Consider the following 11,417-nt stretch of genomic DNA (forward strand, 5'->3'; position numbering starts at 1 on the left):
CTAATACATGATGGTTCGCGTTAGGTGATGAGGCCAAAAGGTGGCGTGATAAGTATTCCAGAAGCGGAAGTCCACTTGGGGCACAACGATTTGTTGATCAGGCGGCCGTAGCTCGTTGATGGCATCGGTTAGCAAGGCCGTGGCATAAACCGTGTGGGCACGAATCTCGATTTCTTGGTCGCTGTCACGTTCAATAATTTGACCCGCCATAATCTTGGCCTCTAACGCCGGCGCATACGAGATCAACCCCATAAGGCGCAACCCCACCGGCACGATGTAGTCAGCAAATGCGGTCATGTCGTCAAGGTCTTCTAATGCCCACTGACCGCTGCGAAAGAGCGCTCGGTGGAGCGACCACAGGGTGAGTTGGGGCAATTTATGAAACTCAACTTTTTGTCCGTGGTAGATGCTGGAATCATCAAAGCGAGGAAACTCTTGAGCCATACGCTCCATAAGGCCGTTGCCATCGGCATACATCGCTGGAGCGCACGAACGCACAAAGGCATGAAAAGAACCCTGGTGTCGGTCAACCAAGGTGGCGCCGATTTCGTTCAAAATGGCCACTCGATCGTCCAGCATGGGGAGTTCCACATTGCCGGCAAACAATAGTTTCAAATCTCTTCTGGTCACCGACGCCAAATATTGACCGCTAAAAATGTCTTGCCCTGCAGCGAGGGCTTCATGGATGCGGGCAAACATGCCTTCGGTGTCGGACCAAGTTTGGCCGCGATAGTCAACGGCAAACTTTACGCTGGTGGAAAAGTCAGTAAAAGCAAAATTAAGCGCCCCAATAAAAAAGTTTACGTCAAACAATAAATCCGGATCATTGCCCATATCAAAAGGCCCGGTGCCGGTGTCATCAGGAATGGAGAAATGCTCGTAAGCCATCCAACTGGCCACTTCCTGGACCTTCGCCAAAGAAGTGGAAACATGGGTCGACTGTTCAATAACCGGGAGCACGGATTTCAGCACCGGCTTTTGCCATTTACTACTGGTTTGCATTTGGTCTCCGTTTAGTGAACAGAATCAACCATACTGACATGAACGAACGCCGCTCCGGGTGACCAAAGGAAACCATGACCCACGAAACTCAACCAACCTTGGCCGTTGTCGGCTCCACCATGATCGACTTGGTTGCTTATGCCGAAGTGCTGCCCGGAGATGGCGAGACCCTGCTCGGTGAAAAGTTTCAAATGGGCTTCGGCGGCAAGGGCGCCAACCAAGCGGTAATGGCCAAACTGATGGGCGCCGAGGTAGCCATGATCAATTGTCTCGGCGACGACGACTACGCCCAGTTGTACCGTAAAAACTTTGCCGACTACGGCATCAACACCGACCACGTTTACCCCTCACCCGGGGCCAGCGGGGTAGCCCCCATTTGGGTGGACGGTCAAGGCAATAATCGCATCATCATTATTCCCGGCGCCAACCATGCGCTTACGCCAAACCAAGCAGCAGCAGCCATACACGCATTGGCCCCCCTGCAGGTAGTGGTCGGCCAGTTTGAGATTCCTCAAGAGGTCACCCAAGCCGGGTTTGCGGCAGCCCAAGAACTTGGTGCCGTTACCGTCTTGAATCCTGCCCCGGCCAGTGCGCTGAGCCCAGAACTCCTCGCCGTTACTGACTGGGTGATTCCTAACGAACACGAGTTTGCCCTTTTGGCCGGGAGCGAACCTACCGACACAGCAATTATGGATTTTGCCACACAAACCTCTACGAATCTTTTGGTTACGCTCGGCCAATCCGGGGTGGCCCTCGTTGCCGATGGCCAGGTTCTGCGTTTGCCTGCCCAGCAGGTCACCGCCCTTGACACCACAGGAGCCGGCGACGCTTTCGTAGGAGCTTTTGCTTACGGACTGGCCAAAGGCCTAGATCCAGTAGTGGCCGCCAAACTGGGCATGGATCGGGCCACCGACTCGGTCACCAAATTGGGCACTCAATCTTCTTACGCCCCGCTTTCACTAGAATAGTTTTCCTTATTAGGGTAGAGAAATGACCTCACCTCAACATTTTGATGTCCTCATTGTGGGCGCCGGTATTTCGGGCATCGGCGCTGCCTACCATTTGCAAAAAAACTGCCCCGATCATTCCTTCGCAATTCTCGAAGGCCGGCCCGACCTAGGCGGCACTTGGGATCTCTTTCGCTACCCCGGTATTCGTTCTGATAGCGACATGCACACCCTGGGTTACAGTTTTAAGCCTTGGACCAACGCAAAATCCATTGCCGACGGCCCCTCGATTTTGGCATACCTTCTAGAGACTGCCGAAGAACACAATATTGGCCCACACATTCGCTTCAACCATCAAGTTTCTGACGCCCAATGGTCAAGCCAGAACAGCACCTGGACCCTGACTGCTGATGTCCAAGGAGAGTCAACAACCCACACTTGCAACTTTTTGTTCATGTGCTCCGGTTACTACAGTTACCGAGAGGGTCACAGCCCCGAATTTGCTGGCCGAGAAAACTTCCATGGCCAAATAGTACACCCCCAAGAGTGGCCAGAAGATTTGGATTACGCCGACAAGAAAGTCGTGGTCATTGGCTCAGGAGCAACCGCCATGACGCTGATTCCCGCTATGGCTGACCAAGCAGCACACATCACCATGTTGCAGCGCTCCCCCACCTACGTGGTAGCCCGACCCGACCATGACGTCGTCGCCAACCGTCTCCGTAAGTTCCTGCCCGAGAAACTTGCCTACTGGTTGACCCGCAAAAAGAATGTGTTTCGCCAAGGTTTGGTTTATCGCAAGTCTCGCACCGACCCCGAAAAAGTTAAAGAAATGCTTTTGGCCGGAGTACGAGAAGGCCTGGGGCCCGACTACGACGTAGAGAAACACTTCACCCCTTCCTACAACCCGTGGGACCAACGACTTTGCTTGCTTCCCAACGGGGACCTTTTTGACTCCATAAAGTCTGGCCAAGCTTCGGTAGTGACCGACACCATTGACACTTTTACCCCCAACGGTATTCGCTTGACTTCTGGCCTGGAACTCGAAGCCGACATCATCGTGACTGCTACTGGTTTGAATCTCGTGACCTTAGGAGAAATGAGTTTTAGTGTCGACGATCAACCAGTCGATTTTGCGCAGACCTGGAGTTACAAAGGTTTGGCCTACTCGGACATTCCTAACCTGGTTTCCTCATTTGGTTACATCAATGCCTCGTGGACGCTGCGCTCCGATTTGATCGGTGAACACGTGTGCCGTTTATTGAACCACATGCGTAAAACCGACACCACGCAATGCACCCCAAGGCTGCGGGCCAGCGACCACGACATGCCGCCACGGCCATGGGTAGACGACTTCCCCGCCGGTTACATGAATCGAGTCATGCCGTTGCTGCCTCGCCAAGGCGACCGGGCCCCCTGGCTAAACACCCAGGACTACCGTAAAGACGTCAAATTGCTGGGCAAAGCCCCCGTGGACGACGGGGTCATGGAATTCAGCAAACCTGAGGTCTCGCAGTAAACCGCATTAAACGTGGCTAAATACGAGAAAGACCGCTTTCAAGGTCAGCCACCAAGTCTTGAGCATCTTCGATACCTACCGAAATGCGCACCATGCCATCGGTGATGCCCGAAGCGGCTCGGTCTTCCGGCGGCACAACCCGGTGGGTCATAGAAGCCGGATGCTCAACCAAAGTGTCAACGTTGCCCAAACTTACCGCTAGCGAGCAAATGCTAAGCCCATCAAGAAACTGGGTAGCTGCCGAATAACTGCCCAAATCAATGGTGATCATGGCCCCAAAATCGTCCATTTGTTGAGCAGCTAAAGCGTGCTGCGGGTGGCTCGCGAGCCCCGGCCAAAGCGTGACGCCCACCTTGGGATGTGCCTCTAAGAATTCAGCAACAGTACGCGCATTGCTGCAATGTTGTTTCATACGCAAAGGCAAAGTTTTGAGGCCAATGCTGGTTAGCCAACAATCGAAGGGGCTCGGCACTGCACCTACAAAACGGATCATGGACCCGGCGCCGGTATCCATAAACTCGGCGTCGGCACTTACTACAGCCCCACCCAGAACGGTTCCGTGGCCGTTAATATATTTGGTTGTGCTGTGCACCACCACATCGGCGCCCAAGGTTAAGGGCCGCTGCAAAATAGGGGTGGCGAAGGTGTTATCCACTACGACTTTTGCCCCATGGGCGTGGGCCAACTCGGCCGTTCGGGCAATGTCTATAACCGTCATGGTGGGGTTAGCGGGGGTCTCTAAATAGACCGCCGTGGTTTCTGGGTGGGCGGCCAACTCTTGTTCTAAAAGATCCGGGTCCAGAAGAGGAACCCGGGTGTTGGTAACTCCATAGTTGGGAAGTACATCGGAAATCAAGTGGTCGGTGGAGCCGTAGAGGGCCCGCTGGGTGATCACATGGTCCCCCGCTTTGGTGAGACCCAGCAACGCTGCGCTGACCGCACCCATGCCCGAGCCAAATATTTCTGCGTTTACTGGCTCTGAGCCTGGATAGTCAAAACCTTCCAAGGCGGCGATCTTGGCTGCTAACGCTTGGCGTGTGGGGTTCGAGCCACGGGAATACATGTAGCCGGCCGTTTCTCCATTTCCGTAAGATTCAACGGCCGCCGCATCGGCAAAAGTAAAGGTAGAGGTTTGGTGGATGGGTGCCACGTGGGCGCCCGAGGGGTCATGGGGTTCACCGGCATGTACTGCTTGGGTGGCCAGTTGATGCTTTTTGCTCATGATTTCTCCGTTGTTAGATTTTCTTCAAGGGTAGTAGCGGTCTGATACAGGAGTGCTTCGCTGTGCGGTGCCCCAATAAGCATCAAACCGATAGGTAGGCCGTCGCTAAACCCGCAGGGTAGCGACATGGCCGGGTGACCGGTGTTGTTGAAAGGCCAAGTGTTGCTTAGCGGCTCACCAGAGCGAGTCATCACTTCGGCTAACCCGGCATCGGACCCCGGCAGTCGAGTAGCCCGCATGGGGGTGGTAGGCATGACCAGCAAGTCGAAATCTTCTAAAGCAGTGTCGTAGGCCGCCCGCAACTGGTTTGTTTCTTCTAGCGCTCGCCCTACCAGCGCGGTGCCGTGGCGTTGGCGCAAGATCTCACGAGACACCAACGAGACTTGTACCGATTGAGGCAAATCGTTGGGGCGGGTGCGCCACTGCGCTTGCTGGCGCAAAAAAGCTTCGTCCACCGGTTCGCCGCCCAAGGCTTGACCGTCGTTGGTGAAAATGTTGTCTATGACCAACTGGGCCAAGGCTGCAGAGATCGGTGCGCCGGCGAGATGGAGAGGTATGGAGACCTCGCTTACTGAGGCCCCTTGACTGGACAGTTGGTGCACAGCCGTCCGGACAGAGTCATCAACCACAGTTTCCGAGGTGGGGCGACCAAAACCTTCGCTGACTAGGCCGATGCGTAAGCCTTGAACCCCTGAAGTTTTGGGAAACACCTGCTCGCTATTGGCCAGCACCGAAAGCACTAAAGCATTTTCTGCCACGGTGCGAGTAATCGGCCCGACATGGTCGATGCCGGGGGCCATGCCGAGAATCCCGGTATAAGGCACCAGGCCGTGCGTAGCTTTCATGCCCACTAAGCCGCAAAAAGAGGCTGGCACCCGCACCGACCCGCCTTGGTCGCACCCTAAAGCGTAGTCCACTCCCCCGCTGGCCACCAAAGCAGCACTCCCCGACGATGACCCTCCGGCCGAGCGTTCAGGGTCGTGCGGGTGCAATACCGGGCCGGTGTCGCTCACATGGCTGCCTCCGGAAAAGCAATAAGCATTGCAGGTGGATTTTCCGGCGATGGTGGCTCCGGCGCCCAGGAGCCGGGTGACCACCGTGGCGTCAACTTGCGGTACATAGCCTTCAAGAATTTTTGTGCCGTTCATGAGGGGTACGCCGGCCACACGAATGTTGTCTTTAATGGCGACGGTTTTTCCCGCTAGCGGCCCGGAGGTGGCCTCGGTTATCTCGGTGCGCACATACCAGGCGTTAAGGGGGTTTTCTTGCGCAGAGGGAACCGACCATTGGCGGCGCACCGGTTCTTGGCGACTAGTGGGAAAGTCAAGAATTCCTTCGGCGTCAGCTACTTGCCGCCGCACGGCTGCCACGTAAGCCTCTGGTTCATCAACGGAGAGACCTAAGGCTTGCGCCCGGTCAAGGATCTCTTGATCTTCGAGTCGTTTATCGGGGGGCATCTTGTTGATCAAAAAATGAGGCGGTAACGGGCATTTGGGGGCGTTGAACATCGAAATCTATGCTGCGAATACGCCCGCTGCGCTGCCCGGCGACCAGCAAGCCTTCGTACTCGGTGGGCATAGGGTTCGGGGCACACGGCACGGCATCGTCGGCCGAGTAAACCGAAATAAATAAGGTACGTGGCAGATCAGAGCGATTGGCTGCAGAGCCGTGCAAAAGGCGGGTGTGCATCAAACAAACAGAGCCCGCCGACCCCGTGCAGAGGACCGCTTTTTCTTTGCTTTGTTCAACCACTTGGTCGGCCACTGCACCGGTAAATAATCCGTCATGCCAAAGGCTATAAAGCGGGCCTCGGTGTGAACCCGGCACCACCTCGAGGGCACCATTTTCTTCGGTCACTTCGTCAATCATCAACAAAGCGGTCACCAGGTCGTCGTTGGTATGCGGGGTATAAGGAAAATCTTGATGCCATTTAACTTCGGTATGACCACCGGGCTGTTTGGAATTAATCTTGGTGTGGTGCAGTTTGACATTCGGCCCGATGAGGTCCACCACACAGTCCGCCATATGGCTATCGGCCATGGTTTGGTAGTAGGCCGCTGAGGCTTCCACCGGGGCGTTCACCCGACGCAACCGGGGTTGGTCTGCGGCGTGGCCGCTTTCCATATCGAAACGAGGGCGGCCGTCCAGAGTGTCGCCGTAGGGAGCCTCATGGCTGCGGCTCTCTTGTACCCAGGCCGCGAAATCTTCTTGCATTTCTCGTAACAACTCGGTACTTACCGCTTGGTCCACTACCAAAAACCCGTCACGCCAAAACTGGTCTTTTTGTTCTTGAGTTAAGGCAGGCATAAGCGTTCCTTTTGTCGGGTTCTGGCAGTCTAGACTCCGGGGCGAAAGCACCAAGAACCCCGCAAGGAGATTTCTCGTGGCCACTAGCGTAGAAAAAGATCAGCGATCCATGGCTCAGTGGCTCGGCAACGTCCCCGACAAAGAGGCCGTTAAAAACTTTGTGCACGGGCCGGGTATCGATTTGTTGGATTTGCGTTTCGACATCAATGAGTTAAAGACCGCCTTAAGCGACCTTCGCCAGGCAACAGATTTCACGGCGGCTGCCGAAGCCGACAGTTTCGGAGCGCTAGCGGTTACCCGCCGGCCAGGGGTTGAAGTGCCTACCGCCAACGATTTGTCTGGGCTCTACTGGCTACGGGCCGACGACCGCTACCAAGAAGAACCTCGCGAAGAGGCCGTAAACGAAGCCGCCTTCACCGAGTTAGTTCCTACCTTTGTCGGGACCTACTTTGAACACGTTCATCAAGAGTTGACGGCCCGCTTCCCTATAGGGCGTATGCGTTTGTTGTGGAAAGACCTCTACAACTGCAATTCGTGGCACCGAGACCCCGAGCCACGCATTCACGTACCTATTGTGTCCAACCCCGGGTCGCTGTTTGTGGTCAACAACCATTGCACCCACTTGCCGGCCGATGGGTCGGTTTACTTCACCGATACCCGGGGCTACCACACCGCCCTCAACGGTGGGCTCGTTGAACGGGTGCATTTGGTAGCAACCGTTCCTTGGGTTGCTCCGGAGTGAACACGCTGGCGGAGTTCGCTTTAGATCTCACCTTTGACGACCTCCCCGACCCGGTGGTGGCCTTTACCCAACGCTGCCTGCTCGATGTTCTGGGGGTTGCCGCTTCGGGCACGACCACCGATTTATCAATACTCATTCGCCAACATGCGGTAGAGCAGTTTGCTTCGGGTGGCCGGCCCGCCCGCTTGCTCTTCGATGGTCGGCCGGTAAGCGCTGCGGGGGCCACCTTGGCTGGCGGCATGACCATTGATGCCATCGATGCCCACGACGGTCACAAACTCACCAAAGGGCATGTGGGCTGCGGGGTAGTACCGGCCGTTCTGGCCCTCGGGCAAGCCGAAACCATCATGGAGTCTCGCGAACTGCTCACCATGGTGGCTGTGGGCTACGAAATCGGCACTCGAGCAGGCATCGCTATGCACCAGACGGTGCCCGATTATCACTCTTCGGGAGCATCCATATCTTTAGCAACCGCAGCGCTGGGGGCACGAGCCCTCGGTCTTGACGGTCGGGGCCTGGCCGAAGCACTAGGTATTGCCGAGTATCACGGCCCACGCAGCCAAATGATGCGGGTCATCGACCACCCCACCATGGTAAAAGACGGTTCAGGGTGGGGTGCAATGGCCGGGGTAAGCGCGGCCTACCTGGCGGCTAATGGGTTTACCGGGGCGCCGGCCATCACCGTGGAAAGCCCAGAAGTCAACGACCTTTGGCAAGACCTGGGCAGCAACTGGCGTATTTTTGAGCAGTACTTTAAGCCTCACCCGGTCTGCCGGTGGGCACAACCTGCCGTAGAAGCAGCGTTGGCTCTACGCCAAAAACATGGTTTGGATGGTTCTGAGATTTCTGAAATCAAGATCACCACTTTCCACGAGGCCTTTCGCTTAGCCACCGTGGCACCCACTTGTACAGAACAAGCCCAATACAGTTTGCCCTTTTCGGTAGGGGCCGCTCTGGCCCATGGGCAACTTGGTGTACAAGAAATAACCAAAAGTGGCCTCACCGACCCAGAAAGTTTGCGTTTAGCAGCGGCCATCACCATTGTAGAGAGCCCGGGATTCAACGCAGCTTTTCCGGCGCAACGCTTTGCCCAAGTTTCATTAATCTGCCAAGACGGAACGACCTTTGTCTCGCCCGTAACCGAGCCTCGGGGTGACCCAGAAAACCATCTGTCGTCGGCGGAGATTAACGAAAAGTTTCACCGCCTGGCCGACCCCATCTTGGGTACACATAGAGCCCATGCGCTCCGTAGTCAGGTGGCCGCACTTTCTGATGGTGGGGAAACCACCACTTTGCTTTCACTGCTTACCGAACCGGTGGCCTGAAACTTTTCTTTAAGCCACGGCCCGGCTTGGACAGGTTGATAAAGCGCCGGATGCTCGGCATCTTGGCAAGTGGGAAGACAATCTAGGAAAGCATCCCAGTTGGCCATATGAAAAAAGGCCAAAGATTGCCTTTGTTCTGAAGAAGCGGTGGTTACCCGGTGCAGGGTAGACCGCCAACGATCGTTCGTCCAACGAGCAATGGAGTCACCCAGGTTGACCACAAAAACATCTGGGTTGGGGGTAACGCTTTGCCAGTTTCCCGCTGAGTCTTGGATCTCTAAGCCCGGCACTTGGTCGGTGTGCAACACGGTGAAGGTTCCATAATCAGTATGCGCACCAGCGCGGAGAGCATTCTTAGGGGCCGCCGACGAGTGCTTCGGGTAGTTGATGGCCCGTAGCGAACTTATGGGTTGATCAATAAGTGGGACAAAGAAATCCGTCGGGAGGTCCAAGGCCCGTGCCATGACCGCCATGAGGTGTTCGGCGACTTGCGCCATGGCCGAAAAATACTCTTCTAAGGCGAAACGCAGACCCGAGGGGCGGTCGGGCCAAAGACTGGGTGAGCGAACCCACGCCTGGTCGGGGTCATCGCCCAGCGAACCCCCACCGGTATCGGGGCCCACCGAAAAGGTTTCTTTCAAATCAGCCGGGCTAGCCATGCCCAAGGAGGCGGCCAGTCGTTCGTAGCCCAAAGGGGCGTAGCCGTAGGGGTAGCCATCGGAGGGGAAGGCCACCAGCATTTTTTCTTCGGTTGGCAAGGCAAAGAACTCCGCTATCGCTTGGCTGGCGGCCGGCAAGGTTTCCGGCGGAATAACCGATTGAGGGATGCTAAAAAAACCGTATTCGGCGCACGCTTGGCCCAAGGTAGCGGCTTGTCTTTCTGGGCTATCGGCGAAGTCAACGAGGGGGAGGTCCATAGCGGCACGCTAATGGCAAAAAACTAAAGTTTTCCGTCCTGCGATGCGTGGGGCGACGGCATTTAGTGCTAAAACAGGCAGGTGAACCCTAACTATTCAGAAGAATCAGACGCTTTTCGCGCCGTTGTAAAAACCTTTCTCGCCGACAACCTCCCCGATGGGTGGAAAGGCATCGGGGGCCTTGAACCCGAAGAGATTCATGACTTTTTGTCGCAGTGGCGAGTCAAGTTGGCAGAAGCCCGCTTTTTGGCGCCCTCCTGGCCGGTGGAATACGGTGGGGGCGGCATGTCTTCCTTGGAGTCGGTCATCATTGCCGAAGAGTTCGAACGGGTTGGGGCCCCTACCGGTGGCGGCAACGACGCTTTTAGCATTTCTATGTTTGGCAACACCTTGCTCATGTGGGGAACCGATGAGCAAAAAGCAGACTTTCTGCCAAAAATTATTAGCGGCGAGTACGTTTTCTGTCAAGGCTATTCCGAACCCGATGCGGGTTCTGACCTCGCTGGGTTGGGTTGCAAAGCCGAACTCGACGGCGACGAATGGATAATCAACGGGCAAAAAATATGGACGTCATCGGCCCAGTACGCCAACTGGATTTTTGTGCTTTGCCGTACCGACCAAGAGGTCTCCAAGCACAAAGGGATCTCCTTTTTGGCCTGTCCGATGGATCAACCTGGCTTAGAGATTCGCCCCATCGCCATGTTGTCCGGTGATACAGAATTCAACGAAACCTTCTTCGACGAGGCTCGCACCCCCAAAGAAAACGTGGTGGGTGGAGTAAACAACGGGTGGGGCGTGGCCATGACGCTGCTGGGCTTAGAGCGCGGTGAAGCAGCAGCCACCATGCCTTTACAATTCCGAGAAGAAGCGGACAAATTGATGGCCTTAGCCAAGAAACACGGCAAAGCCGACGACCCCCGCATTCGCCAGCGTTTGGCCCAAGTGCACTGCGAAGTAGAGATCATGCGCTACATGGGTATGCGTACTTTGACAAACTTTTTAGGCGGCGGTCACCCCGGCCCACAAGAATCCACCTTTAAGTTGTACTGGTCTGAGTATCACAAACGTATGACTGAATTAGCGGTAGACATTTTGGGCGCCGAAGCCATGACCCCCACGGGCTCGTGGCGTGGCCGAGCCTTTCATGGCGACTGGACCGGTTCACCCAACTCTTCGACCTCTTGGGTGGGGGCTTTCTATAACGCTCGAGCCGGCACCATTTATGCTGGCACCTCACAGGTACAGCGCAACATCGTAGGCGAAATGGTGCTCGGCTTACCCAAAGAGCCGCGGGTTTAACTCTCGTACTGCTTGCTTAACAGCAGCTCCATCATTTCTCGGGCCACCATGGGTGCTGCATTCTGGTTTTGGCCGGTAACTAAGTTGCCATCGACCACCCAGTGGTTGGCTAATGGGTCACGAAACTTGGTGGCGCT

General features: G+C 55.8%; 10 protein-coding genes. 5 read left to right on the forward strand and 5 right to left on the reverse strand.

All coding sequences use genetic code 11. From position 1 onward, the window contains the following. On the reverse strand, window positions 1-1,002 hold the full coding sequence (locus EYQ49_08755; protein HIG25964.1) for a hypothetical protein: 1,002 nt from the start codon (window positions 1,000-1,002) through the stop codon (window positions 1-3). Between the two features lie 74 nt (window positions 1,003-1,076). On the opposite strand from EYQ49_08755, the gene EYQ49_08760 reads away from it, so the two are divergent. Both EYQ49_08760 and EYQ49_08765 read left to right on the forward strand, forming a co-directional pair. Continuing rightward, window positions 1,077-1,970: a ribokinase gene (locus EYQ49_08760; GenBank protein ID HIG25965.1), complete on the forward strand. Its 894-nt coding sequence runs from the start codon at window positions 1,077-1,079 to the stop codon at window positions 1,968-1,970. 22 nt (window positions 1,971-1,992) lie between these two features. Then, on the forward strand, window positions 1,993-3,468 hold the full coding sequence (locus EYQ49_08765; protein ID HIG25966.1) for an NAD(P)/FAD-dependent oxidoreductase: 1,476 nt from the start codon (window positions 1,993-1,995) through the stop codon (window positions 3,466-3,468). 16 nt (window positions 3,469-3,484) lie between these two features. Here EYQ49_08765 and EYQ49_08770 read toward each other — a convergent pair whose 3' ends face one another. The 3 genes from EYQ49_08770 to EYQ49_08780 are packed head-to-tail and all read right to left on the reverse strand — an operon-like array spanning window position 3,485 to window position 6,997. After that, window positions 3,485-4,690: a PLP-dependent transferase gene (locus EYQ49_08770; GenBank protein HIG25967.1), complete on the reverse strand. Its 1,206-nt coding sequence runs from the start codon at window positions 4,688-4,690 to the stop codon at window positions 3,485-3,487. After that, window positions 4,687-6,198, reverse strand: coding sequence for an amidase (locus tag EYQ49_08775; GenBank protein ID HIG25968.1), 1,512 nt, complete (start codon window positions 6,196-6,198; stop codon window positions 4,687-4,689). Before EYQ49_08775 ends, EYQ49_08770 begins: the two co-directional genes overlap by 4 nt. Further along, the gene (locus EYQ49_08780; GenBank protein HIG25969.1) at window positions 6,134-6,997 is read right to left on the reverse strand and encodes a phytanoyl-CoA dioxygenase family protein; all 864 of its coding nucleotides are present in this window, start codon (window positions 6,995-6,997) and stop codon (window positions 6,134-6,136) included. Before EYQ49_08780 ends, EYQ49_08775 begins: the two co-directional genes overlap by 65 nt. Window positions 6,998-7,106: 109 nt before the next feature. Here EYQ49_08780 and EYQ49_08785 point away from each other — a divergent pair, with 109 nt between their 5' ends. Beyond that, window positions 7,107-7,739 (forward strand): hypothetical protein, encoded by a 633-nt coding sequence (locus EYQ49_08785; protein ID HIG25970.1) that lies wholly within the window; start codon window positions 7,107-7,109, stop codon window positions 7,737-7,739. Further along, window positions 7,736-9,064, forward strand: a complete 1,329-nt coding sequence (locus tag EYQ49_08790; protein HIG25971.1) for an MmgE/PrpD family protein — start codon at window positions 7,736-7,738, stop codon at window positions 9,062-9,064. The genes EYQ49_08785 and EYQ49_08790 overlap by 4 nt, the downstream gene beginning before the upstream one ends. Here the strand turns inward: EYQ49_08790 and EYQ49_08795 are convergent. Continuing rightward, window positions 8,992-9,981 carry an isopenicillin N synthase family oxygenase gene (locus EYQ49_08795; GenBank protein HIG25972.1) on the reverse strand — a complete coding sequence of 330 codons (990 nt, stop codon included), beginning with the start codon at window positions 9,979-9,981 and terminating at the stop codon, window positions 8,992-8,994. The genes EYQ49_08790 and EYQ49_08795 overlap by 73 nt on opposite strands. A gap of 81 nt (window positions 9,982-10,062) precedes the next feature. Between EYQ49_08795 and EYQ49_08800 the strand changes: the two genes are divergently transcribed. Further along, complete coding sequence (locus tag EYQ49_08800) at window positions 10,063-11,280, forward strand: acyl-CoA dehydrogenase (protein HIG25973.1); 1,218 nt, start codon at window positions 10,063-10,065, stop codon at window positions 11,278-11,280. The last annotated feature ends 137 nt before the right edge of the window (window positions 11,281-11,417 follow it).

The organism is Acidimicrobiia bacterium, assembly GCA_012959995.1.
Classification (GTDB): domain Bacteria; phylum Actinomycetota; class Acidimicrobiia; order Acidimicrobiales; family MedAcidi-G1; genus MedAcidi-G2B.

What these genes read in the sequence shown, in the direction of transcription:
- EYQ49_08770 (HIG25967.1), bottom strand. Translation starts at nt 4,690, where the DNA reads ATGAGCAAAAAGCATCAACTGGCCACCCAAGCAGTACATGCCGGTGAA.
- EYQ49_08795 (HIG25972.1), bottom strand. Translation starts at nt 9,981, where the DNA reads ATGGACCTCCCCCTCGTTGACTTCGCCGATAGCCCAGAAAGACAAGCC.
- EYQ49_08760 (HIG25965.1), top strand. Translation starts at nt 1,077, where the DNA reads ATGACCCACGAAACTCAACCAACCTTGGCCGTTGTCGGCTCCACCATG.
- EYQ49_08755 (HIG25964.1), bottom strand. Translation starts at nt 1,002, where the DNA reads ATGCAAACCAGTAGTAAATGGCAAAAGCCGGTGCTGAAATCCGTGCTC.
- EYQ49_08785 (HIG25970.1), top strand. Translation starts at nt 7,107, where the DNA reads ATGGCTCAGTGGCTCGGCAACGTCCCCGACAAAGAGGCCGTTAAAAAC.
- EYQ49_08765 (HIG25966.1), top strand. Translation starts at nt 1,993, where the DNA reads ATGACCTCACCTCAACATTTTGATGTCCTCATTGTGGGCGCCGGTATT.
- EYQ49_08780 (HIG25969.1), bottom strand. Translation starts at nt 6,997, where the DNA reads ATGCCTGCCTTAACTCAAGAACAAAAAGACCAGTTTTGGCGTGACGGG.
- EYQ49_08775 (HIG25968.1), bottom strand. Translation starts at nt 6,198, where the DNA reads ATGTTCAACGCCCCCAAATGCCCGTTACCGCCTCATTTTTTGATCAAC.